The 24737-nt window shown below is 61.1% G+C and carries 27 protein-coding genes; 16 read left to right on the top strand and 11 right to left on the bottom strand.

The features are described from left to right. The first annotated feature begins 127 nt into the window (after nucleotides 1–127). The 5 genes from ACQZ5H_RS25210 to dnaJ all read left to right on the top strand — a co-directional run bounded on the left by ACQZ5H_RS25210 (nucleotide 128) and on the right by dnaJ (nucleotide 7295). Entirely contained in the window at nucleotides 128–961 is an 834-nt protein-coding gene (locus ACQZ5H_RS25210; RefSeq protein ID WP_449099279.1) for an SH3 domain-containing protein, read from the top strand. 212 nt (nucleotides 962–1173) lie between these two features. Beyond that, the gene (locus tag ACQZ5H_RS25215; RefSeq protein WP_413710703.1) at nucleotides 1174–1437 is read left to right on the top strand and encodes a hypothetical protein; all 264 of its coding nucleotides are present in this window, start codon (nucleotides 1174–1176) and stop codon (nucleotides 1435–1437) included. A gap of 138 nt (nucleotides 1438–1575) precedes the next feature. Further along, nucleotides 1576–3903 carry a PBP1A family penicillin-binding protein gene (locus ACQZ5H_RS25220; protein WP_449099280.1) on the top strand — a complete coding sequence of 776 codons (2328 nt, stop codon included), beginning with the start codon at nucleotides 1576–1578 and terminating at the stop codon, nucleotides 3901–3903. Nucleotides 3904–4172: 269 nt separating this feature from the next. Then, on the top strand, nucleotides 4173–6083 hold the full coding sequence (gene dnaK / locus ACQZ5H_RS25225; RefSeq protein ID WP_449099281.1) for a molecular chaperone DnaK: 1911 nt from the start codon (nucleotides 4173–4175) through the stop codon (nucleotides 6081–6083). A 78-nt stretch (nucleotides 6084–6161) separates the two neighbouring features. After that, complete coding sequence (gene dnaJ / locus ACQZ5H_RS25230) at nucleotides 6162–7295, top strand: molecular chaperone DnaJ (RefSeq protein ID WP_112714168.1); 1134 nt, start codon at nucleotides 6162–6164, stop codon at nucleotides 7293–7295. 58 nt (nucleotides 7296–7353) lie between these two features. On the opposite strand, the gene ACQZ5H_RS25235 is transcribed toward dnaJ, so the two are convergent. Continuing rightward, nucleotides 7354–8292, bottom strand: coding sequence for an AraC family transcriptional regulator (locus ACQZ5H_RS25235; RefSeq protein WP_449099282.1), 939 nt, complete (start codon nucleotides 8290–8292; stop codon nucleotides 7354–7356). Nucleotides 8293–8369: 77 nt separating this feature from the next. Here ACQZ5H_RS25235 and ACQZ5H_RS25240 point away from each other — a divergent pair, with 77 nt between their 5' ends. Both ACQZ5H_RS25240 and ACQZ5H_RS25245 read left to right on the top strand, forming a co-directional pair. Continuing rightward, nucleotides 8370–9353 (top strand): oxidoreductase, encoded by a 984-nt coding sequence (locus ACQZ5H_RS25240; RefSeq protein ID WP_449099283.1) that lies wholly within the window; start codon nucleotides 8370–8372, stop codon nucleotides 9351–9353. A gap of 198 nt (nucleotides 9354–9551) precedes the next feature. Next, nucleotides 9552–9758 (top strand): hypothetical protein, encoded by a 207-nt coding sequence (locus ACQZ5H_RS25245; RefSeq protein WP_112714174.1) that lies wholly within the window; start codon nucleotides 9552–9554, stop codon nucleotides 9756–9758. Nucleotides 9759–9839: 81 nt separating this feature from the next. Here ACQZ5H_RS25245 and ACQZ5H_RS25250 read toward each other — a convergent pair whose 3' ends face one another. After that, nucleotides 9840–10193, bottom strand: coding sequence for a helix-turn-helix domain-containing protein (locus tag ACQZ5H_RS25250; protein WP_112714176.1), 354 nt, complete (start codon nucleotides 10191–10193; stop codon nucleotides 9840–9842). 104 nt (nucleotides 10194–10297) lie between these two features. Next, nucleotides 10298–11341, bottom strand: coding sequence for a SagB/ThcOx family dehydrogenase (locus ACQZ5H_RS25255; RefSeq protein WP_449099284.1), 1044 nt, complete (start codon nucleotides 11339–11341; stop codon nucleotides 10298–10300). Nucleotides 11342–11740: 399 nt separating this feature from the next. On the opposite strand from ACQZ5H_RS25255, the gene ACQZ5H_RS25260 reads away from it, so the two are divergent. After that, on the top strand, nucleotides 11741–11959 hold the full coding sequence (locus ACQZ5H_RS25260) for a hypothetical protein (protein ID WP_112714180.1): 219 nt from the start codon (nucleotides 11741–11743) through the stop codon (nucleotides 11957–11959). Here the strand turns inward: ACQZ5H_RS25260 and ACQZ5H_RS25265 are convergent. Continuing rightward, a complete protein-coding gene (locus tag ACQZ5H_RS25265; protein ID WP_112714182.1) occupies nucleotides 11956–12759 on the bottom strand; it encodes a helix-turn-helix domain-containing protein in 804 nt (267 codons plus the stop codon). The two genes, ACQZ5H_RS25260 and ACQZ5H_RS25265, sit on opposite strands and share 4 nt — an antisense overlap. A 180-nt stretch (nucleotides 12760–12939) precedes the next feature. Here ACQZ5H_RS25265 and ACQZ5H_RS25270 point away from each other — a divergent pair, with 180 nt between their 5' ends. Further along, nucleotides 12940–13140 carry a hypothetical protein gene (locus ACQZ5H_RS25270; RefSeq protein ID WP_130279381.1) on the top strand — a complete coding sequence of 67 codons (201 nt, stop codon included), beginning with the start codon at nucleotides 12940–12942 and terminating at the stop codon, nucleotides 13138–13140. A 166-nt stretch (nucleotides 13141–13306) separates the two neighbouring features. Then, nucleotides 13307–14095 carry a YdcF family protein gene (locus tag ACQZ5H_RS25275; RefSeq protein ID WP_449099285.1) on the top strand — a complete coding sequence of 263 codons (789 nt, stop codon included), beginning with the start codon at nucleotides 13307–13309 and terminating at the stop codon, nucleotides 14093–14095. 3 nt (nucleotides 14096–14098) lie between these two features. On the opposite strand, the gene ACQZ5H_RS25280 is transcribed toward ACQZ5H_RS25275, so the two are convergent. Further along, entirely contained in the window at nucleotides 14099–14569 is a 471-nt protein-coding gene (locus tag ACQZ5H_RS25280) for a hypothetical protein (protein WP_112714188.1), read from the bottom strand. Between the two features lie 122 nt (nucleotides 14570–14691). Here ACQZ5H_RS25280 and ACQZ5H_RS25285 point away from each other — a divergent pair, with 122 nt between their 5' ends. Further along, nucleotides 14692–15327, top strand: a complete 636-nt coding sequence (locus ACQZ5H_RS25285; RefSeq protein WP_449099286.1) for a trimeric intracellular cation channel family protein — start codon at nucleotides 14692–14694, stop codon at nucleotides 15325–15327. Nucleotides 15328–15330: 3 nt separating this feature from the next. Here the strand turns inward: ACQZ5H_RS25285 and irrA are convergent, their stop codons facing one another. Next, nucleotides 15331–15750 (bottom strand): iron response transcriptional regulator IrrA, encoded by a 420-nt coding sequence (gene irrA / locus ACQZ5H_RS25290; RefSeq protein ID WP_449099287.1) that lies wholly within the window; start codon nucleotides 15748–15750, stop codon nucleotides 15331–15333. Nucleotides 15751–16050: 300 nt separating this feature from the next. Here irrA and fabA point away from each other — a divergent pair, with 300 nt between their 5' ends. The 5 genes from fabA (at nucleotide 16051) to ACQZ5H_RS25315 (ending at nucleotide 19337) form a co-directional block, all read left to right on the top strand. Then, complete coding sequence (gene fabA, locus ACQZ5H_RS25295) at nucleotides 16051–16557, top strand: 3-hydroxyacyl-[acyl-carrier-protein] dehydratase FabA (RefSeq protein ID WP_203429833.1); 507 nt, start codon at nucleotides 16051–16053, stop codon at nucleotides 16555–16557. A gap of 53 nt (nucleotides 16558–16610) precedes the next feature. Next, the gene (fabB, locus tag ACQZ5H_RS25300; RefSeq protein ID WP_112714194.1) at nucleotides 16611–17834 is read left to right on the top strand and encodes a beta-ketoacyl-ACP synthase I; all 1224 of its coding nucleotides are present in this window, start codon (nucleotides 16611–16613) and stop codon (nucleotides 17832–17834) included. A 4-nt stretch (nucleotides 17835–17838) separates the two neighbouring features. Continuing rightward, nucleotides 17839–18645, top strand: a complete 807-nt coding sequence (gene fabI / locus ACQZ5H_RS25305; RefSeq protein ID WP_203429834.1) for an enoyl-ACP reductase FabI — start codon at nucleotides 17839–17841, stop codon at nucleotides 18643–18645. 103 nt (nucleotides 18646–18748) lie between these two features. Next, nucleotides 18749–18931 (top strand): type II toxin-antitoxin system HicA family toxin, encoded by a 183-nt coding sequence (locus ACQZ5H_RS25310; protein ID WP_449099288.1) that lies wholly within the window; start codon nucleotides 18749–18751, stop codon nucleotides 18929–18931. 10 nt (nucleotides 18932–18941) lie between these two features. Continuing rightward, nucleotides 18942–19337, top strand: coding sequence for a type II toxin-antitoxin system HicB family antitoxin (locus tag ACQZ5H_RS25315; RefSeq protein ID WP_449099289.1), 396 nt, complete (start codon nucleotides 18942–18944; stop codon nucleotides 19335–19337). Nucleotides 19338–19340: 3 nt separating this feature from the next. Here the strand turns inward: ACQZ5H_RS25315 and ACQZ5H_RS25320 are convergent, their stop codons facing one another. From ACQZ5H_RS25320 to rbfA, 5 genes are all read right to left on the bottom strand, one after another. Then, entirely contained in the window at nucleotides 19341–20357 is a 1017-nt protein-coding gene (locus ACQZ5H_RS25320) for a methyltransferase (RefSeq protein ID WP_449099290.1), read from the bottom strand. A gap of 75 nt (nucleotides 20358–20432) precedes the next feature. Further along, a complete protein-coding gene (pnp, locus tag ACQZ5H_RS25325; RefSeq protein ID WP_130279387.1) occupies nucleotides 20433–22571 on the bottom strand; it encodes a polyribonucleotide nucleotidyltransferase in 2139 nt (712 codons plus the stop codon). Nucleotides 22572–22902: 331 nt separating this feature from the next. Next, nucleotides 22903–23172, bottom strand: coding sequence for a 30S ribosomal protein S15 (gene rpsO, locus ACQZ5H_RS25330; protein WP_026283114.1), 270 nt, complete (start codon nucleotides 23170–23172; stop codon nucleotides 22903–22905). A gap of 169 nt (nucleotides 23173–23341) precedes the next feature. Next, nucleotides 23342–24274, bottom strand: a complete 933-nt coding sequence (gene truB / locus ACQZ5H_RS25335) for a tRNA pseudouridine(55) synthase TruB (protein WP_413710693.1) — start codon at nucleotides 24272–24274, stop codon at nucleotides 23342–23344. 14 nt (nucleotides 24275–24288) lie between these two features. After that, nucleotides 24289–24693: a 30S ribosome-binding factor RbfA gene (gene rbfA, locus ACQZ5H_RS25340; RefSeq protein ID WP_112714204.1), complete on the bottom strand. Its 405-nt coding sequence runs from the start codon at nucleotides 24691–24693 to the stop codon at nucleotides 24289–24291. Nucleotides 24694–24737: the final 44 nt, after the last annotated feature.

The raw sequence follows: 24737 nt of genomic DNA on the forward strand, positions 1-24737 counted from the left end.
AGACAAAGTGAATGAACGCCGGCTGATAAAAGCCGGCAAGCGCTCTAGCTATGTCTGAAGCTGGCAGTAAGCCAGATGCAGAAACTTCAGGCGACGGTTTTGCCGCGCCCAATTAGGGAGTTGAAACGTGAGAAACACCCTTCTCAAGATCGCGGCTGCAGGCATGCTTTTGCTCGCTCCCGCAATCGCACAGGCGGCCGAGGGCTTCGCCACGGCGAATGTCAACATGCGCGCTGGCCCGAGCACCGGATACCCCGCCGTTGCCGTAATCCCGGCCGGCGAATCCGTCGAGATACATGGCTGCCTGGCCGATGTTCCCTGGTGCGACGTCGAGTTCTATGGCGGGCGCGGCTGGGTCGCGGGCCGTTACGTTCAGGCGCTCTACCAGAGCCGCCGCGTCTATGTCGGCCCCGAGTATTACCGGCCGCTCGGCATCCCGACCGTCGTCTTCAGCGTCGGCAACTATTGGGACCGCTACTACCGCAATCGCGATTTCTATCGTGACCGTGACCGCTGGCGCCGTGGCCCGGATTTCTACCGTCCGCCGCCGCCACGCGATTTCGATCGCCGTCCGGACTTCGACCGCCGTCCTGATTTTGACCGGCGTCCCGATTTCGACCGGAGGCCGGATTTCGACAGGCGCCCCGATGCGCTTCGCCGTCCCGACTTCAACCGCGATCAGGACCGCCAGCGCGACTTCAACCGCGATAACGACAACCGCAGGCAGGATGCCGATCGCGATCAGAACCGCCGTCCGCCATTCAATCAGCAGCAGGACTTCCGCCGCGACAACAATGACGGAAACCGCGACCGCGGCAATTTCGAGCGCCGGGGCAACGACGACAACGGCGGTCCCCGCGTCATCCGCCGCGGCGACGGCAACAACAACGATCAGGGGAATGATCGCCGCAGACCGCCGCGCGGCACCTGCCAACCGGGCGATCCGAACTGCAACAACTGAACCGAAGGGCGGCAGAAATGCCGCCCTTCTTCTTTCCTTGATGGCGAAGACGAAAAAAGCCCGGCGCTCCGAAGGAGACACCGGGCCTGATTTCGATCGGCGCGTGTTGAGGGGAGACGGCCGATCATGAGCGGAACGTGAGGGGCTGTCCCGCTGCAGAAGAAACAGCCGGGACGCCTAAAGGTTCCAAATTACCAGATAACGACGCTCTTATGCGTCGACACGAGATCACGCATGGCGGCGAACGGGCCGTGAAGCATCTTCAAACGGCTCTCTTCCATCTTGGTAAGGCGGTACTGTCGAGCGAATTCGGTGACGCTCCAGATTTCCCGCAGACGGGTTTCTTCGATTCTATTGAGATCTATGCTCATAACAAAAATGCCTATGCATTACGCTTATTGCTTTTTTCTTGGGCGCAACATGGCGGCATATATGTCAGTTTTGTGACATGCGCAACGAATGGCAGCCATGCATAAAAGCGGGGGCTGCCGGCGCGTCAAATCGCCTTCGCCAATAATGTTAACGCCCCCTTAAATCGCCGTAATTACAATTCAATCGGGTAGCTCCGCGACGGCGAATTTGGCGCGGGCGGCAGAGGGTGCGACCGGTCCGGAATGGCAGGCAGAAGCAGATCACGCGACAGAATTGAACCGTCCTTCAGCGGCCGCGAGCGCCGTGAAGACGACGAGGACGATTTCGCGCTCGATGACGAAGACCGCATCGACGGCCGCCGTGGCGCGAGACGCACCGCCCCGCCACCGAAATCATCATCCCGAAACCGCGCTCCGGAGCGCAAGCGCCGCGACCGGCGCGAGCCGCCTGAACGCGAGGGCGGCGGCCTCTTCGCTCTGCTGCGCCGGATGATCTACTGGTGCATCGTGCTCGGCATCTGGGCGGGCATCGGCCTTGCCGGCGTGGTCTTCTACTATGGCTCGCGCATGCCGAGCGCCAGCAGCTGGTCGATCCCGGAACGGCCACCGAACGTCAAGATCACCTCGGTTGATGGCAGCGTCATTGCCAATCGCGGCGCCACCGGCGGCGAAGCGCTGCCGCTCGAGCAGATGTCGCCCTACATTCCGCAGGCGATCGTGGCGATCGAGGACCGGCGCTTCTATTCGCATTTCGGCGTCGATCCGATGGGCCTTGCCCGCGCCTTCGTCAACAACCTGACCGGTCAGCCGATCCAGGGTGGCTCGACGCTGACGCAACAGCTTGCGAAGAACCTCTTCCTGTCGCCGGACAGAACACTGGAACGCAAGGTGCAGGAAGTCCTGCTCTCCTTCTGGCTGGAGCAGAAATACAGCAAGGATCAGATCCTTGCGATGTATCTGAACCGCGTCTATTTCGGTTCGAACGCCTATGGCGTTGAGGCCGCTGCCCGCCGCTATTTCAACAAATCGGCCCGTGATGTGAACCTTGGCGAGGCAGCGCTGCTTGCCGGTCTGGTCAAGGCGCCGACGCGGCTCTCCCCGGCGCGCGATCCGGAAGCCGCCAATGCCCGCGCCCAGGTGGTGCTGCAGGCGATGCGCGATCAGGGCTATATCACCGACGACGAAGTCAAAACCGCGATGACGCAGACCCCTGCCAAGGCCAAGAGCTATTGGTCGGGCGCCGGGCAATATGTCGCCGACATGGTGATGGATGAGCTGCCGGGACTGATCGGCGGCGACGTCAAGGAAGACGTGATCGTCGACACGACGATCGACAAGGGCCTGGAAAAGAAGGCAGATCAGGCGCTGAACGACATCCTCTCCAAGGAGGGCGTGAAGCTGGCGGCGTCGCAGGCTGCCCTCGTTTCGATCGACGGCACCGGTGCGATCCGGGCGCTTGTCGGCGGCAAGGACTATGCGGAAAGCCAGTTCAACCGCGCGGTCAAGGCCAAGCGCCAGCCGGGCTCGTCCTTCAAGCCGTTCGTCTATGCGGCGGCACTCGAGAAGGGCCTGACGCCTGCTTCCGTCTTCAACGACGCACCGATCCGCATCGGCAACTGGACGCCGGAGAATTACGAGAAGAAATACAATGGCGAGGTAACGCTCGCGACGGCGCTGGCGAAATCGCTGAACACGGTCGCGGCCCAGCTCGTCATGTATGACGGCCCGGATCAGGTGATCAAGCTCGCCCACCGGCTCGGCATCGAGAGCGAGCTGCAGCCGAATGCCTCGATCGCGCTCGGCACCTCGGAAGTATCGCTGGAAGAGCTGACAGCCTCCTACGCCGCCTTCATGAACGGCGGCTACAAGGCGACGCCGCATGTCATCCGCCGCGTGACGACCGCCGAGGGCAAGGTGCTCTACGAGAACACCTACGACAATCCGCCGCGGGTGCTTTCCGAGACCATCGCCGCCAACATGAACGCGATGATGATGGGCACAATCGAATTCGGCACAGGGCGCAGCGCCAGGATTCCCGGCTGGCAGGCAGCCGGCAAGACCGGCACAACGCAGAACTCGCGCGACGCATTGTTCGTCGGCTTTACCAGCAACCTGACGACAGGTGTCTGGTTCGGCAATGACGACGGCACGCCTATGAAGAAGGTGACCGGCGGCGGGCTTCCGGCCAAGGCCTGGCAGGAATTCATGATCGCCGCCCATAAGGGGCTGTCGCCCGCGCCGCTGTTCGGCAACGGCCAGTTCGTCACCGATCCCAATACGATCGGCAACCAACCGATGGCCCAGAACGGCGAACCGCAGCCGATGCAGGAACAGCCGTCGACGATCGGCGGCATCATTTCCGGCGTCTTCGGTGGTGGCTCGGCAGAGCAATATCCGCCAGCACCCGTGCAGCAACAGCAGACTGCCGGTGGCCCGATGCCGCCGGGCGATATCGGCCCGGACGACGGCTATGACGGCGATGTTCCGCCCGGCGATGTCGGCCAGGGCCAGCCGGTCCATCAGGGCCAGCCGAAGCGCACGACGCTGCTTGATCTGATCATGGGACAGTAGAGCCAGAAAAGGACGATCTGCAACGCGCAGTTACGCTGCCTTGCGCCTGAAAACCTTTGTTTTCCGGCTACTGTAAAAATTGAAGGCAACACGCTCGTTTTGCTGGATTTCGGGCTATTTCTCGCCTTGCAGTCCAGAAAACCGCTCCTTATATACGCCGCATCACCGCAATCACGATTGCGTTAGTTCGAAGACCCCCATCCCGTAAGGGGCTGTCAGGGAAATGCCTTACCAAGGGTTCCGACAGCTTGCTTCAAGGAGTAAATGACATGGCAAAAGTAATTGGTATCGACCTCGGAACGACAAATTCCTGCGTCGCTGTCATGGACGGCAAGGACGCAAAGGTCATTGAAAATGCGGAAGGCGCGCGTACGACCCCTTCCATGGTGGCATTCTCCGATGACGGCGAACGCCTCGTTGGCCAGCCGGCAAAGCGCCAGGCAGTCACCAACCCCACCAACACGCTCTTCGCAGTAAAGCGCCTCATCGGCCGCCGCTACGATGATCCGACCGTTGAAAAGGACAAGAGCCTCGTTCCTTTCAAGATCGCCAAGGGCGATAACGGCGACGCGTGGGTCGAAGCTCAGAACAAGGGCTACTCGCCCGCTCAGATCTCCGCGATGATCCTTCAGAAGATGAAGGAAACCGCTGAATCCTACCTCGGTGAAAAGGTCGAGAAGGCCGTCATCACCGTTCCGGCCTACTTCAACGACGCGCAGCGCCAGGCAACCAAGGATGCCGGCCGTATCGCTGGTCTCGAAGTGCTCCGCATCATCAACGAGCCGACGGCTGCTGCACTCGCTTACGGCCTCGACAAGAAGGACGGCAAGACGATCGCCGTTTACGACCTTGGCGGCGGCACGTTCGATATCTCCGTTCTGGAAATCGGCGACGGCGTCTTCGAAGTGAAGTCGACGAACGGCGACACCTTCCTCGGCGGTGAAGACTTCGACATGCGCCTCGTCGAATATCTCGTTACCGAGTTCAAGAAGGACCAGGGCATCGACCTGAAGAACGACAAGCTCGCTCTGCAGCGCCTCAAGGAAGCTGCCGAAAAGGCGAAGATCGAACTGTCGTCCTCGCAGCAGACCGAAATCAACCTGCCGTTCATCACGGCTGACGCTTCCGGTCCGAAGCACCTGACGCTGAAGCTGACGCGCGCCAAGCTGGAAAGCCTGGTCGACGATCTCGTCCAGCGCACCGTCGCTCCGTGCAGGGCAGCCCTCAAGGATGCCGGCGTCACCGCGGCCGAAATCGACGAAGTCGTTCTGGTCGGCGGCATGAGCCGCATGCCGAAGGTGCAGGAAGTCGTCAAGCAGCTGTTCGGCAAGGAGCCGCACAAGGGCGTCAACCCGGATGAAGTCGTCGCACTCGGCGCCGCCATCCAGGCCGGCGTTCTCCAGGGCGACGTCAAGGACGTTCTGCTTCTCGACGTTACCCCGCTGTCTCTCGGCATCGAGACCCTCGGTGGCGTCTTCACCCGTCTGATCGAGCGTAACACCACGATCCCGACGAAGAAGAGCCAGACCTTCTCGACCGCCGACGACAACCAGCAGGCCGTCACCATCCGCGTTTCGCAGGGCGAGCGCGAAATGGCACAGGACAACAAGCTGCTTGGCCAGTTCGACCTTGTTGGCCTGCCGCCGGCACCGCGTGGCGTTCCACAGATCGAAGTCACCTTCGACATCGACGCGAACGGCATCGTGCAGGTTTCGGCCAAGGACAAGGGTACCGGCAAGGAACAGCAGATCCGTATCCAGGCTTCCGGTGGTCTGTCTGACGCCGACATCGAGAAGATGGTCAAGGACGCTGAAGCCAATGCCGAAGCCGACAAGAAGCGCCGCGAAGCCGTAGAAGCCAAGAACCAGGCCGAAAGCCTTGTTCACTCGACGGAAAAGTCGCTCAAGGATTACGGTGACAAAGTTTCCGAAGCCGACCGCACCGCAATCTCCGACGCGATCGCTGCCCTGAAGTCCTCGATCGAGGCTACCGAGCCGGACGCCGAAGACATCAAGGCAAAGACCCAGACGCTCATGGAAGTGTCGATGAAGCTCGGTCAGGCTATCTACGAAGCGCAGCAGGCCGAAGCCGGCACGGCTGATGCGTCTGCAGGCGATGACAATGTCGTCGATGCCGACTACGAAGAAGTCAAAGACGACGACCGCAAAAAGTCCGCGTAAGCCGCGGCAAAGCGGTTATGCTCACCAGTGTGATCCGGCTGCCTAACGGCAGCCGGAAATCCATTTTCGGGGTTTAAATTGGCAAAAGCGGACTTTTACGAAACTCTGGGCGTCGCCAAAACGGCGGATGAGAAAGAGCTGAAAAGCGCCTTCCGCAAATTGGCAATGAAGTATCATCCGGACAAGAACCCGGACGATAAGAGCGCCGAAGTCAAGTTCAAGGAAATCAACGAAGCTTACGAGACGCTCAAGGACCCGCAGAAACGCGCGGCCTATGATCGCTATGGTCACGCAGCCTTCGAACATGGCGGCATGGGGCCGGGTGGCGGCGGCGGATTTGCCGGCGGTGGCGGCTTCTCCGACATCTTCGAAGACATTTTCGGCGAGATGATGGGTGGCGGCCGCGGACGGCAGCGCTCTTCGGGCGGTCGCGAACGCGGCGCCGATCTTCGCTACAACATGGAAATCTCGCTGGAAGAATCCTTCTCCGGCAAAACGGCGCAGATCCGGGTTCCGACCTCGATCACCTGCGACGTCTGTTCCGGTTCGGGTGCCAAGCCAGGCACGCAGCCGAAGACCTGCGGCACCTGCCAGGGTTCCGGCCGCGTGCGCGCTGCACAGGGCTTCTTCTCGATCGAGCGGACCTGCCCGACCTGCCACGGCCGCGGCACGATCATTCCCGACCCGTGCACCAAGTGCCATGGCCAGGGCCGCGTGACGGAAGAGCGCTCGCTCTCGGTCAACATCCCGGCTGGTATCGAAGACGGCACCCGTATTCGTCTGCAGGGCGAAGGCGAGGCAGGAACGCGCGGTGGCCCGGCGGGCGACCTCTATATCTTCCTGTCGGTCAAGCCGCATGAGTTCTATCAGCGCGACGGAGCGGACCTCTATTGCGCCGTGCCGATCTCGATGACGACGGCCGCGCTCGGTGGCACCTTCGACGTAGCGACGCTCGACGGGACGAAATCGCGGGTCACCGTTCCCGAGGGAACGCAGGCCGGCAAGCAGTTCCGCCTCAAGGGCAAGGGCATGCCTGTGCTGCGCTCCAGCCAGACGGGTGACCTCTACATCCAGATCCAGATCGAGACGCCTCAGAAGCTCTCCAAGCGCCAGCGCGAGCTGCTGCAGGAGTTCGAGCAGCTCTCCTCCAAGGAGAACAATCCTGAGTCGACGGGCTTCTTTGCCCGGATGAAGGAATTCTTCGAGGGCTGAGCCAGTGCTCATCCGACAATCGAAAGCCGGTGGCGCTCCCACCGGCTTTTTTGTTGCCTCAAACTGGCTGCCGGATGCGGCTCTGATAATGCTTGGGGGCACAGCCCATCGCCCGCTTGAAAGCGGCGCTGAAGGCGCTCTCGGACTCGTAGCCGACCGACAGGGCGATTTCCGCAAGCCGCGCGCGCTCGGGTGAGAGCAAAGCGCGGGCTGCAAGCCGCATGCGCCAGCGCAGCAGATAATCGAGCGGTGACCAGCCGACCAGTGCCTTGAAATGCAGCGCGAAGGCCGTTCGCGACATGCCGGCTTCGCCGGCGAGCTGCTCCAGCGTCCAGCGGCGCGCCGGCTCGGCATGAACCGCCCTCAGAGCCTTGCCGATCCGCGGATCGTTTAGCCCCTTCAGCCAGCCAGGCGCCCCCTCGCCTTCGCTTGCCATATGCAGGCGCAGGGCGTTGACGAACAGGATGTGGCCGAGATGCTCCGACATCAGCGCGCCGCCGGGGCGCATCTCGGTGAGTTCCTTTGCCAGCTGCTTCAGCGTCCAGCGCAGCGTTTCCGCCTCGTCGGCAGCAGCCGGAATATGCATCACCGCCGGCAGGGCGCCTGTCAGCAACACCTGATGGCTGGCATCGAACATCAGACGGCCGCCAACCAGGAACGTGTCGTCATGCGGTCCATGCTGCGCGACGCGGGTTTTCAGATCGACGAAGATCGTGCGGGCATCGGTACCAGGGAGCTCGAGGTCGGTTCCGAGCCAATAGGGCTGGCCGGTCAGCAGGTAGCAATCGCCCTCCTCCAGCTTGAAGGGCTGCGGCTCGCCGGAGACGCGCAGCCAGCAGCCGCCGCGGGCGACAGCACCAAACTTGATGCCCTCATAGCGGCGCGGAAAGTCGAGCGCCCAGTCGCCGCCCGAGACGACACCGTAGGTCTCGACGCTTTTCGGCTGCAGCAGGGCGAGGATATCGGAGAGCGGATCCATATCTGAACGATCAAGCAAGAAATCGGAACTTTGTTACATGGATCATCCCGGAACCGCAATCTATATCCGGCTGTGTTTGCAGAAGGAGCTTACCTGTGACGACTGAACAGCAGCCTATTCATTCGGGATTCAACGCCAAGAGCACGGCACGCGAGGTGATTGCCGGGATCGATCTGCGCGGCAAGATCGCCATCGTCACCGGCAGCTATTCCGGCATCGGCGTGGAGACGACGCGGGCGCTCAGCGAGGCCGGAGCGACGGTCGTCGTTCCCGTCAGGACGCGCGACAAGGCGGAAGCCAATCTCGCCGGTATTGCCCGCGTCGAGCTCGCGCCGCTCGACCTTCTCGATCCTGAAGCAATCGACCGCTTCGCGGAAGGCTTCCTTGCGAGCGAACGGCCGCTTCACATGCTGATCAATAGTGCCGGTGTCATGGCGTCGCCGCTGACGCGTGACGGCCGTGGCTATGAGGTTCAGTTCTCTGGCAATCACCTCGGCCATTTCCAGCTTACAGCCCGGCTCTGGCCTGCCCTGGCGAAGGCCAAGGGTGCGCGCGTGGTCGCGGTGTCGTCGCGCGGTCACCGGTTCGCTCCCGTCGATTTCGAAGATCCGAACTTCGAGAAACGAGCATACGACAAGTGGAAGGCCTACGGCCAATCGAAGACCGCCAACGCGCTCTTCGCCGTCGGTCTCGACGAACGCGGCAAGGCGTCCGGTGTGCGGGCCTTCTCGGTCCATCCCGGCGCGATCATCACCGATCTGGTCCGCCATCTGACCGATGATGACTTCAAGGCCTTCGGCATTACCCGGCATGCCGATGGCGGGATGGATGTCAGCGAGGAAAGCCAGCGCAGCTTCAAGAATGTCGAGGAGGGTGCGGCGACCTCCGTCTGGTGCGCAACGAGCCAGAAGCTCGATGGCCGGGGCGGCGTCTATTGCGAAGACTGCGACATCTCTCCGCTGGTTCCAGAAGGTCATAGCGGGCCGACCGGCGTCTGGCCCTGGGCCTGCGATTCGCAGGCGGCCGACAAGCTCTGGGCACTCAGCGAGAGACTGACAGGGTGCAGCTTTACGGCGTAGATGGAGGCGCCGCTACACGTCCTATAATCAGTCAAAGGCGTTTCATAGCGGCACGGATGGTCTTTCCGTGCCGTTTTGAGACGCTGCGAAATGCCCATATGTCCGGCGTTAACGCAGGCCCTGAAACGGACTTGCAACTTCTCTAAATCACTTCACTCTTCAGCACGGAATTGGAGAACAAACCAAAGGGCACTTCACATGACCGCAGCACTTTCCATGTCCAATCCGGCGGATGATGTCGATGTCCTCGCCGGCGCGCTTTACTCCTGGTGCGCAGAGCGAAACATCAAGCTTCGCAGCCAGCAGGGCCTGTCGATCGCCAGCATCGCTATCGACCTCTATCACGCCGGCCATCATACGCAGGACGAGCTGCTGACGGCGCTGCACGAGCGCGAACTGCACTGACAAAAAGAAAGCCCGCCACGAGGGCGGGCAAAATTTACCGGGAAGCGAAGTGGCCCTGGCAACGCCGGTTTGCGGGGCGGATCAAGCCGCCGTCTCGTTGCTCATCAAAGTCAGGATGGTCTTGACCGCTTCCTTGCCTGCCGGCGAGTGAAGCTTGTCGTAATGCAGGGCGAGTTCGTAGGCTTCCGGGCTCAGCTCGATCTTCTCGGGCTGATTGGTCTCGGCACCTTCGAACAGAGCGGAGATTTCCACGCCGAGAAACTGCGCGATCTGGTGCAGCTTGCTGGCGGAGACGCGGTTCGTCCCCTTCTCATATTTCTGGATCTGCTGGAAGGTCAGCCCGAGGGCTTCCCCCAGTTCGAGCTGGGAAACGCGGCGCCGGGCGCGCAACTGTCTTACATTGCGACCGACTAGGATATCGACTGGATCTGGCACGTGAGCGTTCCCTCATTTAGAAACGAATTGCTCACCATAATATGCCGGGTATTTTAAATATCGCAACCCGCGAGTTGCAAAATTCAACCGACTTTTTTTGGTCTTTACGTTGCGTCAGGCCAACCCAGAGTAAGGGCGTAGACCGGCGCATGGGCGGGATTGCCAATTTCGAGCAATTTGCAGATCGCGCTATGGCTGAGTGCGGCCGTGGGACAGGCGGTCAGGCCATGCGCGGTTGCCGCGAGCATGATGTTCTGGCCGATGTGTCCCGCCTCGATCATCACCACCCTGTAGGCATTGGCATCCTCGTATTTCCACATGGTGCGGTCCATATGGGCGACGAGCACGATCATGCAGGGCATGGTATCGGCCCATTCCTGGCCGCCGACTAGGGTTGAGAACTCGGGCGTCTCATCCGAGACGCGCGCCAGGGAATGTTCCAGCGCCGAATAGTGATAGATGCCCGGCTCCAGCCCTTCGACGTTGCGGGCGAAGACATAGGCTTCATAGGGATTGCGGGCGCCGCCTGACGGGGTCATCGACAGCGGCAGTTCGACCACGGCGTTGCGCGCCTTGCCGGTGATGCCGAGGCCGGCGAAGAGTGCTTCGGAGAGCTCACTGACCGAAATCGGCTTCGCCAGGCCCTTTCGCTGCGTGCGGCGGCGCGACATCAGCTGCAGCAACGCATTGCCGTTCAGCGCCGGAGGCAGCTGGATGACGTCCTTGCGGCCGGAATTCAGGCTGTAGAGTTCGATCTCGCCCTCCGCCGCCAGCGTCGAGCGCTGCAAGTCCTCGGCCTCGTTGAGCGACATATAGTCGGGATCCTGGACGCAGAAGTGCAGGAGAGCAGCCGGCACGCCCCATTTCCAGTTCCGGGTAAAAGCGTCTTCGCGCGCATGCAACGCCGAATTCTCTTCGACGAGAGCCGACATCTCGACCAGCGAGGCGAGCGTCTCGGTCAGTTCCTCTTCACTGTAACCCGGCGCCAGATCGCGGATCGCAACGGTCGCGCTCCAGTCGTCGAGGGTGCGAAGGAACTCCAGGAGATCAGGGCTGCATTCGAACACAGCCTTGGTGAGGAAGTTGCAGGCGACGAAGGCGTCGCCGTCGTTGTGAAAGACGAGAGTGCGTGAGGAGCGGTAGCGCATTCGAATCACGTGCGCCCGCCGCGGAGCCCGCAGCAGGCGCTTATGAACTTAATCAATACGGAACATCATGCCGCGGCTGACAAAGGTCGGCTTGGCCTTGACCGGCGTTACCTTGAGGTTCGGCTTCGTCTTGTTCTGCATGATCCATCTCCACGGTTGTAGGAGCGATCCCCTTGATCGCGGCTGGAGGATGAAACAGCAACCAGAAATATTCAATTAATACGGAAATATTGTTTTGATACATCAGAGTGATGCATTGCTTCAATTGAAGTCAAAAACAGGAAATTTCTGAATTAAATCCGTTATTTTTGCGTTTACATAGAAATGTGTAGCCCAAAAATGCGAACTATGACAATCATAGTCATGAGAATAATTCGGTAGGACCGCCGGAGAAGCAGAATGGGCCTTAAAAAGACTGCACAAGCCAAAGAAGAGCTGACTTTGGATGATGCCGTCGGTGGATACACCATCGACATGCTGAACACTCTGATCGCGCAGAGCAGGAGCGCGAAGCAGCCGATGCTGACCTATCTTCTGTCGATGGCACTCATCGAGGCACACCGCGTCAGCGTCGAGCCGGCGGCGGCCACCCACGATATGGGGTTGTCGCTGAACTAACTGAGGTCGCGCGTGACTGCGGAGATGAAGTCGGCGCGCTGTTGGACGATCATATCCCTGACGATGCGGGGCACCGCATCATCGGTGGTGCGGTAGACCTTTGCGAGGCGGAGCGCGGTGCGCAGGTTGATCCTGCTGTTGAGCGGCACCATGACGACGGCGCTGAAGGATGGACCGGCTGGCGTGAAGATCATCGAATGGCCGCCGAGCAGCTTTTCGGAGAAAGGCAGCCATCGGAGCCGCATCAGGGTCGGTTCCTGGGTGCCTATCTGGTTTGCGGCAGCGAATGACAGGCAGTTCAGGCGCTCGACGACGATGCCCTTGTGATCGCCGGTGAAGCGGGACCAATATTCGCCCTTCTTCACCGCCCGGTTTGTGAGGCGGCGAAACGTGGTGGCATTGCCCTGCTTGGCAATGACGATGACGGCGCAGAGCAGGCTGTCCGGCGTACTCGGGATCGTCATATAGGCATGGTATAGGCCCGGAGCGATACCGGCAGCAGGATCCGCGAAGAGCAGCGGCTCCAGCGCGTCACGGGCGGCCGACAGCACGCGCTGCGCCGACGGGCGGCCATGATCGAGGTCGACCGAGATCGGCCGTTGATACATTTCCTCCTCGGTGACGCCGAGGTACTGACAGATTTTCTTGACCGAGGCACGCCCAGGCGCCCGGCGAGCCTGAAGATAGGATTCGATCTGCGAGCGGCCAATTTCCATGCCGCGCGCGGCAGCGCTGATGCTGCCCGCCTTTGCGAGGCACAGCCGCCGGAGATTTTCGGCAAAGTTCTCGAGTGCAGACATGTCCGCAGTGGCTTTCAGGAGATGAGTCGGTGCTCAAACTATCTGCAAGCCAAGCGGAATACAAAGGGGGATAGGCCACAATTTGCGGGCTGATCCAATTGACAGATGGCTGCGTAAGGACAGGTAATTCCCGCCGGGAACAAAAAGAATCCGCCGCCCAATGGAGGCACGATCACTGCAATGAAATTCGATATTGAATTGCCTGAAGCGCCGCCGAACATCGCAGCCGATGAAACGCAGCGAAACCTTTCCACGATACTTGATGGACTCTCGGCGCTGCGCTTAAATATTAATCACCAGCCCGAAATTCTTTACTGGATTGAACGCGCGGTCGCCGAAACTGAAAACCAGCTGCGGATGATCGCACCTCCCTTTCACTAATCGATTGAATGGGAATCCATTTCATCTCCTTCGATGACGCTTCGCCGTTGATCCCTGCCATCATCTGATGACGATCCACCGCATCCGGCCTGCGCCCGTAGCGCAACATTTCCTCGACAACCGAATCGCATAGGATGCCGCCCAATTCGATATTGGGAGCGTTTTCGTGTTTCTCTTTTCCAAGCTTGTCTGGGTCTTCGGCCAGCCGCTGTCCCTCGCGTTCTTCCTGACCGTTCTCGGCTTCCTTGCGCTGGCCTTCCGGCTGTGCAAGAGCGCGCTCGTGCTCTCCGGGCTTGGCGCTGCCGTGCTGTTCGTGACGCTTTACACGACGGCGGGCAACTATCTGCTGCAGGGGCTGGAGAACCGTTTCCCCAAACCGGCGCAGGATCCCGATAGCCTTCAATGCATGATCGTGCTCGGCGGCGCTTTCGAGAACGAGGTGAACACCGCCCGTCACGGCATCGAATTCAATGCCGCTGCCGACCGCTTCATCGAGACGCTGCGGCTGGCTCAGAAGTTTCCGCAGTCACGGATCCTGATTTCCGGCGGCGATGGCTCGATATCGGGCCATTATGAGGGCGACGCGGCTGCCTCGGCGCGTTTCTTCCCGCTCTTCGGCGTGGCATCGGAGCGGCTGGTCGAGGAGACCACCTCGCGGACGACCTTCGAGAATGCCACCAATACCAAGGACCTGCTCGCCACGAACGGCCTGTCGAACTGCCTGCTGATCACCTCGGGCTATCACATGCCGCGCTCAGTCGGCATCTTCCGCAAACTCGGGATCGACGTGGTGCCGTGGCCGACCGATTTCCGCACCGATGGGGAGGTCCATCTCGGGCTGGATTTCACCCAGCCGAGCCTCAACGCCCAGAACACTGCGACGGCCGTGCGCGAATGGTTCGGCCTGGTCGGCTACTATCTGGCAGGGCGCACCTCGGAGCTCTATCCGAAGTAATCGCTATTTCTTGGAGATGGTGACGAACTTGGTGCCGCGGACGCGGGCCGTGACGATGCAGGGGTCACCCTCCGTGCGATCGCAGAAGCGCGGATGCATCTTCATGGCCAGAACCATATTGCCGAAGCGCTGGACGAAGTCGTAGCCGTAGATTTGCGCCGTGGCGATCATGAAATAGCCGCCCTCGGCCACCTGCAGATAGAAGTTATAGGGGCAGCCGTCATCGTTGCACTGCGGTCCCTTTTCGCCGTCGCAAGTGAGCTCGCCCTCGTTGACGACAGCGTCAATGAGGCCATCATTATTGATGTCCTGGCGGGTCACGTAGCCCTCGCCGAACTCCGCCTTGGTGCATTGCTCGGTGAAATGCTTCTTCTCGTAGATCTCCGGATCGGAGATCAGGGACTGCTGGGCGAAGGCGGCAACCGGCACCACGAGCAGCGCTGCGAGATTGAGGGCGATGAGAAGCGCTTTCACGGCTTTCCTCTTTTTGGCGGATAAGGACACTGACAGCGGCGCATTCTCTACGCCGCGCCTTGCGCCGCCCTTGCCGCCGTGATTCAGTCGCCCGACGATCTCTGCCGCCTTGGGACCCTCAAATGTCGCTGCTCGCCTATCTCGATTATGCCGGCATTGCGCTTTTCGCGGCGACCGGCGCGCTTGCGGCATCGCGCAAGCAGCTCGACCTCATCGGCTTCCTGTTCTTCGCGACGGTGACGGGTATTGGCGGCGGCACCGTGCGCGATATCGTGCTCGGCCGCGTTCCGGTCTTCTGGGTCTTGAACCCGGCCTATATCGTCATCTGCTGCATTACCGGCGTCGTCGTGTTCTTTACCGCGCACCTGGTGGAATCGCGCTACCGGCTGCTGATCTGGCTCGATGCCATCGGCCTGTCGGCCTATTGCGTCATGGGCGCGGCGAAGGGACTCGCGGCCACCGGCTCCCCCACCATCGCCGTCGTGACGGGAACGCTGACCGCGACCTTCGGCGGCGTGCTGCGCGATCTCATGGCGAACGAGCCTTCGGTCCTGCTGCGGCCGGAAATCTATATCACCGCGGCGCTGACTGGCGCCGGCGTCTTTACAGGCGCAACGGAGCTCGGCGTGCCTCTCTATGCCGCGTCAGCGCTCGGCGCAGCGGCAGCCTTCGCGATCCGCGGCGGCGCGCTGTGGTTCGGATGGACGTTCCCGACCTACAAGCACAGGCCCGGCCGTCACCCCGACGATGTGATGTAAGATTTAGCGGTTCCTCGGGCGCAGACGGATCACCACGTCGACATGGGCGATTTCCATGCCTTCGGGCGGCTCCGGCAGATTGCCGATCGTCAGATTGCTAACCGGGATATCGAGCACGTCGTTTTCACCCTCGACGAAGAAGTGATGGTGATCGGAGACGTTGGTGTCGAAATAGGTCTTCGCGCTTTCCACGGCGAGAACGCGGATCATCCCGGCCTCGGTGAACTGGTGCAGCGTGTTGTAGACGGTCGCCAGCGACACAGGCACGCCGGCGGTGACGGCTTCCTCGTGCAGTTCCTCGACCGTCAGGTGCCGGTCGCCCTTGGCAAACAGAAGATCCCCGAGGGCAACGCGCTGGCGGGTCGGACGAAGGCCGGCACTGCGCAGTCGTGCTTCGATGCTAATCGGGGCTTCTGGCGCCATCAAGGAGGAACTCCGGTTAATTCTAGCGTCAAGTAATCAGGTTTCCTAAGCCATATAACTTTTGCGCAAAAGCCTTTCAATAGTTTCAATGGGGACAATAGGGGCGGAAATGCCCTAAAATCCGGCCTTTGACGCATTTAGCTCTGGCCGCGGCCTTGGCCTTCCTGTATGCGACCACCAAATAAGGCAGATCGCCGGTCCGGCGCGGAATGAGAGGCAGCCATGCTTATGCTTCATTTTCCGAAGAACTTGGACTAAACACTCACTCCATCAGCACGTTGCGGGGGACACAGACTTTTCATGACGACGAGACAATCCAGCTTCAACTATGAGGAAATCCTGTCCTGCGGCCGCGGCGAACTGTTCGGCCCCGGCAACGCACAGCTTCCCCTGCCGCCGATGCTGATGGTCCATCGCATTACCGACATCTCCGAAACCGGCGGAGCGTTCGACAAGGGTTACATTCGCGCCGAGTACGACGTTAAGCCCGACGATTGGTATTTCCCCTGCCACTTCCAGGGAAATCCGATCATGCCGGGCTGCCTCGGCCTCGACGGCATGTGGCAGCTGACGGGCTTCTTCCTCGGCTGGCTCGGCGAGCCCGGCCGCGGCATGGCGCTGTCGACAGGCGAAGTGAAGTTCAAGGGCATGGTTCGCCCGGAGACGAAGCTCCTCGAATACGGCATCGACTTCAAGCGCGTCATGCGCGGCCGCCTGGTTCTCGGCACTGCCGACGGCTGGCTGAAGGCTGACGGGGAAGTCATCTACCAGGCAACCGACTTGCGCGTCGGTCTGTCCAAAGCCTGAACCGCGGTCACGATCGCTCCAAATACAAAGACATTTTAGAAGAGGTCATCGACATGAGACGGGTTGTTGTCACGGGTCTGGGTATCGTTTCCTCAATCGGAAATGATGCGCAGGAAGTCACCGCGTCGTTGCGCGAAGCCAAGTCCGGTATCTCGTTTTCCAACGATTTCGCCGAGCACGGCTTCAAGTGCCAGGTCTGGGGTTCGCCGAAGATCGACGTGACCGACCTCGTCGACCGCCGTGCAGCCCGCTTCCTGTCGCAGGGCGGCATGTGGAACCACGTCGCCATGAAGCAGGCGATCGCCGATTCCGGCCTCGAAGAGTCCGACATCGGCGGCAACGAGCGCACCGGTATCATCATGGGCTCCGGTGGCCCGTCCACCCGCACGCTGATCGAAGCGGCCGACATCACCATCAAGAACAACAGCCCGAAGCGCATCGGCCCGTTTGCCGTGCCGAAGGCGATGTCGTCTACGGCTTCGGCAACGCTCGCCACCTGGTTCAAGATCCACGGCGTCAACTACTCAATCTCGTCGGCCTGCTCGACCTCTGCACACTGCATTGGCAATGCCGCTGAAATGATCCAGTGGGGCAAGCAGGACATCATGTTCGCCGGCGGCCACGAAGATCTCGACTGGACGATGTCGAACCTCTTCGACGCCATGGGCGCGATGTCCTCCAAGTATAACGATACGCCCGATACCGCCTCGCGCGCTTATGACGTCAGCCGCGACGGCTTCGTCATCGCTGGCGGCGCCGGTGTTCTCGTTCTCGAAGAGCTCGAGCATGCCAAGGCACGCGGCGCGAAGATCTACGCCGAAATCGTCGGCTACGGCGCGACTTCCGATGGTTACGACATGGTCGCTCCGTCGGGCGAAGGCGCCATCCGCTGCATGCGCCAGGCACTCGCGACCGTGAAGGGCAGCGTCGACTACGTCAACACGCACGGTACTTCGACGCCCGTTGGCGACAGCAAGGAAATCGGCGCGATCCGCGAAGTCTTCGGCGACAAGATCCCGCACATCCAGTCGACCAAGTCGCTGACCGGCCACTCGCTCGGCGCGGCCGGCGTTCAGGAATCGATCTACTCGCTGCTGATGATGCAGGCGGGCTTCATCGGCGAAAGCGCCCATATCAAGGAACTCGACCCCGAGTTCGACGGCGTGCCGATCGTTCGCAAGCGCATCGACGATGCCAAGATCGACATTGCCCTTTCCAACTCCTTCGGCTTCGGCGGCACGAACGCTACGCTCGTCTTCCAGCGCTACAACGGATAATACCATGACGGGATTCATGCAGGGTAAGCGCGGCCTCATCATGGGCGTCGCAAACAACCATTCTATCGCCTGGGGCATTTCGAAGGCGCTGGCCGCCCAGGGCGCCGAGCTCGCCTTCACCTTTCAGGGCGAGGCGCTCGGCAAGCGCGTGAAGCCGCTTGCAGCTGAAGTCGGCTCCGACTTCGTCCTGCCCTGCGATGTCGAGGACGTCGCTTCGGTCGATGCTCTCGTCGAGTCGATCAAGGAACGCTGGGGCAAGCTCGATTTCATCGTTCACGCCATCGGCTTTTCCGACAAGAACGAGCTGAAGGGCCTCTACGCAGACACCACCCGCGAGAACTTCAGCCGCACGATGGTGATCTCCTGTTTCTCCTTCACCGAGATCGCCAAGCGCTGCGCACCGCTGATGAGCGACGGCGGCTCGATGCTGACGCTGACTTATAACGGCTCGACGCGCGTGATCCCGAACTACAACGTCATGGGCGTTGCGAAGGCCGCTCTGGAAGCCTCCGTGCGCTATCTGGCGGCCGATTACGGCCCGAAGGGCATCCGCGTCAACGCGATCTCCGCCGGCCCGATCCGCACGCTCGCAGGCGCCGGCATCTCCGACGCCCGCGCGATCCTCTCGTGGAACCAGCGCAACGCACCGCTGCGCAAGACCGTCAGCATCGACCATGTTGGCAATTCGGCGCTCTACCTGCTCTCCGACATGTCGGCCGGCGTTACCGGCGAAATCCACTTCGTCGACGCAGGCTTCAACATCACCTCGATGCCGACGCTGGACGCGCTGCGGACTGCAGACGTCGAATAGCATCGAACAGCCATCAAGCTTTACAAGGCCGTGCGCATCATAATGCGCACGGCCTTGTCGTTTCTACTCCGGCAGCGTATATTGACGAAGGGATGGGAGACCGATGGAGCGAAACAGTCAGAAGATCATTTCGCGACTAAAGCGCGAGGGTTTCGAGCTCGTCTCCGTGAAGGGATCTCACCATAAATTCCGCAAGGGCGACCGCACAATCATCGTCCCGCATCCGAAGAAAGATTTGCCCGCGGGCACGGCGCACGCAATCGCCAAGCAGGCCGGATGGGTATGAGGAGCAATCGATGAAATACTTCATCGCTCTCGTTCACAAGGACGAAGACAGCGCTTTCGGGATCAGCTTTCCCGATCTGCCATCCGTCTTTTCAGCTGCGGATATGGAAGACGACCTGACGGCGAATGCCATCGAAGCCCTGCGGCTCTGGGCCGAAGATGAGGTACTTCCCGTGCCGTCATCCTTCGAAACCATCAGCAGCAGCGCCGATGTTCGCGAACAGTTGGCAGCGGGCGCATTTCTCACACGTGTACCGTTCATCGAGGACGAAACGCGGATCGTGCGTGCGAACGTGACTTTTGAGAAGGGTATGCTCGATGCGATCGACGCCGCTGCCAAAGAGCGGGGCCTGACCCGGTCGGCCTTCCTTGCGAGCGCAGCCCGCAAGGAAATCGAAGCGGCTTAGCGCTTACTTTTTCGCCCAGAGAACCTTGAAGCGGGCGTTGCGGCAGGTTTCGCCGCTTTCGCGGAAGCTTGCCGCCAGAACCGGCTCGTAAGGTAGGCCGCGGTTGGCGACGAGCATGAGGCGGCCGCCGCCGCGTAGCGCCGAGGCTGCAGTCTTGATCATCGCCTGGCCGAGCGAGGGCTCAGCGGCGTGGCCTTCATGGAAGGGCGGGTTCATGATGATGAGGTCGTACTTGTCCTTGACCGGCTCAGCCGCCAGATCGTGCCAGAAGAAGCGAGCGGGCGCCTTCGGGAAGTTCTCTGCCAGATTGTCCTTGGCGGCTTCCAGCGACGCATAGTTGGCCTCGTAGAGATCGATGCGCTCGAGGCGCGGCGACTTCTCCATCAGTTCGACCGAGAGATAACCCCAGCCGGCGCCGAAATCGGCTGCGTCGCCGGTGAAATCGGTCGGAAGGCGCGAGGCGAGCAGTTCCGAGCCGTCGTCGATGCGATCATGCGAGAACATGCCGGGGGCGGCAATGAACCGGCCGTCGACACGCACCGATGCCTTGGCGAATTTAGCGACAGCTTCGCTGACATCAGCCGGCCGGATGAACCAGAAGGCGACGCCGTGATATTTCGGCATGTGCTCGATATCGAAGCCAAAGCCATCCATGCGCTTGCGCAACGGCTGGATACCGTCTTCCTTACCGCCGGCGATGACGATCAAGCCACCCGCCTTCACGCGGGAGAGCGCGGCGGCGATATTCGCCTCGTTCTCGCCCCTGTGCTTGGTGCAGAGAACCAGAGCCGCATCGTAGTCCTCACCGTCGATCTCAGGCGTGGTTTCGATGCGCTGCGCCTGTAGCTGCCGGAACAGCGGGCGGAAGCCCTGTACGGCGCTCAGCGAGGCCGCAAAGCCCTCCGGCAGCGCGAAGCCTGCCTCGGCGCCGAGAAACAGCACACGCTGCCCCTCGCCCGGCGCATCGACAGTGCCGCTGGCAAAGGGGTGGAACAGGGTTTTCAGCGTTTCGCGGCTCATGGGCTCATCTCGTCTTTGAATACAAAAAGGGCGCGGAAACAGTCCCGCGCCCATGAAGTCCTGGAAAGGCGCAGCTTACTCGGCTGCTTCTTCCTTCTTCTTGTCAGCCGGGATTTCCTGGCCGGTCGCCTGATCGACAACCTTCATCGACAGGCGGACCTTGCCGCGCTCGTCGAAGCCGAGGAGCTTGACCCAAACCTTCTGGCCTTCCTTGACAACGTCCTGGGTCTTGGCAACGCGCTCGGAAGCGAGCTGCGAGATGTGGACGAGGCCGTCACGGGCGCCGAAGAAGTTGACGAATGCGCCGAAGTCGGCGGTCTTGACGACCGTGCCTTCGTAGATGACGCCGATTTCCGGCTCAGCAACGATCGAGTGAATCCACTTGCGGGCCGCTTCGATTTCCTTGCCGGAGGACGAGGCGATCTTGACCGTGCCGTCGTCTTCGATGTTGATCTTGGCGCCGGTCTTTTCAACGATTTCGCGGATGACCTTGCCGCCGGAGCCGATGACTTCACGGATCTTGTCGACCGGGATGTTCATGACTTCGATGCGCGGAGCGAACTCGCCAAGCTGGCCGCGGCTCTCGGTGATGGCCTTGGCCATTTCGCCGAGAATGTGAGCGCGACCGCCCTGTGCCTGGCCGAGAGCGACCTTCATGATCTCTTCGGTGATACCGGCGATCTTGATGTCCATCTGCAGCGAGGTGATGCCGTCAGCGGTACCGGCAACCTTGAAGTCCATGTCGCCGAGGTGGTCTTCGTCGCCGAGGATGTCGGAGAGAACGGCGAAGCGGTCACCTTCGAGGATCAGGCCCATGGCGATACCAGCAACCGGCTTGGCAAGCGGAACGCCTGCGTCCATGAGCGCCAGCGAGGTGCCGCAAACGGTTGCCATCGAAGACGAGCCGTTCGACTCGGTGATTTCGGAGACAACGCGCAGCGTGTAGGGGAACTGTTCAGCCGACGGCAGCATCGGGCGGATAGCGCGCCATGCGAGCTTGCCGTGACCGATTTCGCGGCGGCCCGGGGAGCCCATGCGGCCGGTTTCGCCAACAGAGTAGGGCGGGAAGTTGTAATGGAGCAGGAAGCGCTCCTTGTACATGCCCGTCAGGCTGTCGACATACTGTTCGTCTTCGCCGGTGCCGAGCGTGGCAACGACGATCGCCTGCGTTTCACCCCGGGTGAAGAGAGCAGAACCGTGGGTGCGCGGCAGGAGGCCGACTTCGGAAACGATCGGGCGAACGGTTTCGAGATCGCGGCCGTCGATGCGGCTCTTGGTGTCGAGGATGTTCCAGCGAACGATCTTGGCCTGCAGGTGCTTGAAGATCGCGCCGACTTCTTCAGCCGTGTACTTGGCTTCGCCTTCTTCCGGCAGGAAGTGTGCCTTGACCTTCGCCTTGACGGCGTCGACGGCAGCGTAGCGTTCAGCCTTCTGCGTGTTCTTGTAGGCGGTGCGGAGTTCGGCTTCGAAATGCTTCAGCATTTCGCCTTCGAGTTCGGAATAGTCTTCCGGCTGGAAGTCGCGCGGTTCCTTGGCAGCCACTTCGGCAAGCTTGATGATCGCGTCGAGAACCGGCTGGAAGCCCTTGTGGCCGAACATGACGGCGCCGAGCATGATTTCTTCGTTGAGTTCCTTGGCTTCGGATTCAACCATCAGAACGGCGTCATGCGTACCGGCAACGACGAGGTCGAGAACCGACTCGTCCATCTCGTCGAGATGCGGGTTGAGGATGTATTCACCGTTGATGTAGCCGACGCGAGCGCCGCCGACCGGGCCCATGAAGGGAACGCCGGAGAGCGTCAGGGCTGCGGAGGTTGCAACCATCGACAGGATGTCCGGGTTGTTTTCGAGGTCATGCTGGATGACCGTGACGACGACCTGCGTGTCGTTCTTGTAGCCTTCCGGGAAGAGCGGGCGGATCGGGCGGTCGATCAGGCGGGAAACGAGAGTTTCGTTTTCCGACGGACGTCCCTCGCGCTTGAAGTAGCCGCCGGGGATCTTGCCGGCTGCGTAGGTCTTTTCCTGGTAATTGACGGTGAGCGGGAAGAAATCCTGGCCGGGCTTCGGAGCCTTGGCGGAAACGACGGTCGCGAGAACGACGGTTTCGCCGTAGGTGGCGAGAACGGCGCCGTCAGCCTGACGGGCGATCTTGCCGGTTTCGAGCTTCAGCGGGCGGCCTGCCCACTCGATTTCCACGCTATGGGTATCGAACATATGTCTTGTCCTTCAATGCGGGAACAGGCGCCACGACCCTTTCAAGGCATAGCGCGCGATCGACCGCAATTATGTGACGCATCATGGGCAAGACAACGGGAGGCTTTGCGGCAGCGGCTTTCGAGAAAGCCGGGCCAAGGCTTCGGTACCTTGGCCGGAAAGCATCCGGCAATCCTGCCCCATGACAGGTCAACGGTTGTTTTGGCAAAACCGGCCCATCCGGGTCTGCCTCAGTTCCGCCGCGCGAGATATCAAACGAGGCGGTCAGTCTGTGGGGCACCAAGCCCCGAATAAGCAACCGGCGGGCGTCCGAAGAGCCCGCCGGAAAACATTAGCGACGGATACCCAGGCTGGTGATCAGCTTGGTGTAACGGCCTTCGTTCTTCTTCTTGAGGTAGTCGAGAAGCGAACGGCGGCTCGAAACCATCGTCAGCAGGCCACGGCGGGAGTGATTGTCCTTCTTGTGGCCCTTGAAGTGTTCCGTGAGGTTGTTGATCCGCTCGGTCAGGATAGCAACCTGGACTTCCGGAGAACCGGTGTCGCCTTCAAACGTTGCGTATTCCTTGATCAGGGCGGTCTTGCGCTCAGCAGTAATCGACATCGGATGTTCCTTTCAATGAGAGGAGATAAGGTCGCCAAAAGCCGGGATGTCGTCCAGCTTTGGCCGCGAATTGCATTCAGGCCTGCCTGATGCTGGCGCTGCCTATAAACCATTCAGACAGCGAAGGGAAGAGGCATGACTGGCACGCCTCCTCAAGGCTCCTGCGGCCTCAGCCGAAGACGCGCTTCGGGCGGAATTCGCCCTGGCCGATCTCGCCGATGGCGATCAGCTTGCCACGTGCCGTCGCATAGGCTTCGCTCTCGGTGATCGGCGCATCGCGGCCGCGCACCAGGATCGGATTGCCCATTTTCAGGCGGTGCGCCTGATCGTCGTTGACGATGAGATGCGGCAGCGCGGAAAGCGCCTCGCTGGTGTCGATAAGCAGCGCGTCGAGGGCGGCCAGACGCTCGTCCTGATCCTCGATCGCTTCGAGAGCAACGAGATCGGCAAGCGGGATCATGCTGTCTTCGGCGAAGGGAGCGACGAAGGTGCGGCGGAGACCCGAGATATGGCCGTAGCAACCGAGTTCGCGGCCAAAGTCGCGAGCGAGAGCGCGGACATAGGTGCCCTTGCCGCATTCGACTTCGAAATGCGCGGTGCTGGCATCCGGGCAGGAGAGCAGTGTCAGGCGGAAGATCTCGACTTCGCGCGACGGGATCTCGACGGCCTCCCCCTCACGGGCGAGGTCATAGGCGCGCTCGCCGGCAATCTTGATCGCCGAAAACTGCGGCGGGACCTGATTGATGACGCCGGTGTACCCCGGCAGCAGGGCGCGAATCTGTTCTTCCGACGGACGCTTGTCCGAGCTCTGGGTGACGTCACCCTCGAGATCGTCGGTGGCGCGCTCTTCGCCCCAGGTGACGGTGAATTCGTAGATCTTGCGGCCATCCATGACATAGGGAACGGTCTTGGTGGCGTCGCCAAGCGCGATCGGCAGCATGCCGGAGGCGAGCGGATCGAGCGTACCGGCATGGCCGCATTTCTGCGCCTTGAACAGCCACTTGATCTTGGAGACGGCTTCCGTGGAGCCAAAGTCCACCGGCTTGTCGAGGATCAGCCAGCCGGAAACCGGGCGGCCCTTGGGTTTACGTGGTTTGGACATGTCTTCTTCTGTTATCAGGCGTCAGCGTCGTCATCGAGGTCGCGGCTGACCTCCGGAGAGCGCAGGAGCTCATCGATCTTCTTGTAATTGTCGAAGCTCGTATCGTCGCGGAAGCGGACTTCCGGCATGTATTTCATCTGGCGCAGCTGATTGCCGAGGCGGCCGCGGATGTATTTCGCATTCTTGTTCAGCGCCGCGATCACCTTGTCATGATCGGAGACGCCGAGCGGCGTCACGAAGGCGGTCGCGATCTTGAGATCCGGCGACATGCGCACTTCGGAGATGGAGATCACGGTCTTTTCGATCACGTCGTCGCGGACTTCGCCGCGCTGCAGCACCTGCGTGATCGCAGCGCGCACCTGCTCGCCGACGCGCAGCATACGCTGGGAAGGAGCGGAGGTTGTCGGTCTTGTTGCCATTTTTCTTTGCCTCAAAAGGTTCGGGCGCCGGCCTTACGTGATCC

It is taken from the genome of Rhizobium sp. 21-4511-3d (assembly GCF_053522545.1).

Bases quoted from the DNA above. Each gene is read 5' to 3' on its own strand.
- fabA (WP_203429833.1), top strand. From the start codon at position 16,051: ATGACGACGAGACAATCCAGCTTCAACTATGAGGAAATCCTGTCCTGC.
- ACQZ5H_RS25260 (WP_112714180.1), top strand. From the start codon at position 11,741: ATGGGCCTTAAAAAGACTGCACAAGCCAAAGAAGAGCTGACTTTGGAT.
- truB (WP_413710693.1), bottom strand. From the start codon at position 24,274: ATGTCCAAACCACGTAAACCCAAGGGCCGCCCGGTTTCCGGCTGGCTG.
- rbfA (WP_112714204.1), bottom strand. From the start codon at position 24,693: ATGGCAACAAGACCGACAACCTCCGCTCCTTCCCAGCGTATGCTGCGC.
- ACQZ5H_RS25320 (WP_449099290.1), bottom strand. From the start codon at position 20,357: ATGAGCCGCGAAACGCTGAAAACCCTGTTCCACCCCTTTGCCAGCGGC.
- ACQZ5H_RS25245 (WP_112714174.1), top strand. From the start codon at position 9,552: ATGACCGCAGCACTTTCCATGTCCAATCCGGCGGATGATGTCGATGTC.
- ACQZ5H_RS25220 (WP_449099280.1), top strand. From the start codon at position 1,576: ATGGCAGGCAGAAGCAGATCACGCGACAGAATTGAACCGTCCTTCAGC.
- irrA (WP_449099287.1), bottom strand. From the start codon at position 15,750: ATGGCGCCAGAAGCCCCGATTAGCATCGAAGCACGACTGCGCAGTGCC.
- pnp (WP_130279387.1), bottom strand. From the start codon at position 22,571: ATGTTCGATACCCATAGCGTGGAAATCGAGTGGGCAGGCCGCCCGCTG.
- fabB (WP_112714194.1), top strand. From the start codon at position 16,611: ATGAGACGGGTTGTTGTCACGGGTCTGGGTATCGTTTCCTCAATCGGA.
- rpsO (WP_026283114.1), bottom strand. From the start codon at position 23,172: ATGTCGATTACTGCTGAGCGCAAGACCGCCCTGATCAAGGAATACGCA.
- ACQZ5H_RS25315 (WP_449099289.1), top strand. From the start codon at position 18,942: ATGAAATACTTCATCGCTCTCGTTCACAAGGACGAAGACAGCGCTTTC.
- dnaK (WP_449099281.1), top strand. From the start codon at position 4,173: ATGGCAAAAGTAATTGGTATCGACCTCGGAACGACAAATTCCTGCGTC.
- ACQZ5H_RS25215 (WP_413710703.1), top strand. From the start codon at position 1,174: ATGCGTCGACACGAGATCACGCATGGCGGCGAACGGGCCGTGAAGCAT.
- ACQZ5H_RS25255 (WP_449099284.1), bottom strand. From the start codon at position 11,341: ATGCGCTACCGCTCCTCACGCACTCTCGTCTTTCACAACGACGGCGAC.
- ACQZ5H_RS25285 (WP_449099286.1), top strand. From the start codon at position 14,692: ATGTCGCTGCTCGCCTATCTCGATTATGCCGGCATTGCGCTTTTCGCG.
- ACQZ5H_RS25270 (WP_130279381.1), top strand. From the start codon at position 12,940: ATGAAATTCGATATTGAATTGCCTGAAGCGCCGCCGAACATCGCAGCC.
- fabI (WP_203429834.1), top strand. From the start codon at position 17,839: ATGACGGGATTCATGCAGGGTAAGCGCGGCCTCATCATGGGCGTCGCA.
- ACQZ5H_RS25310 (WP_449099288.1), top strand. From the start codon at position 18,749: ATGGAGCGAAACAGTCAGAAGATCATTTCGCGACTAAAGCGCGAGGGT.
- ACQZ5H_RS25265 (WP_112714182.1), bottom strand. From the start codon at position 12,759: ATGTCTGCACTCGAGAACTTTGCCGAAAATCTCCGGCGGCTGTGCCTC.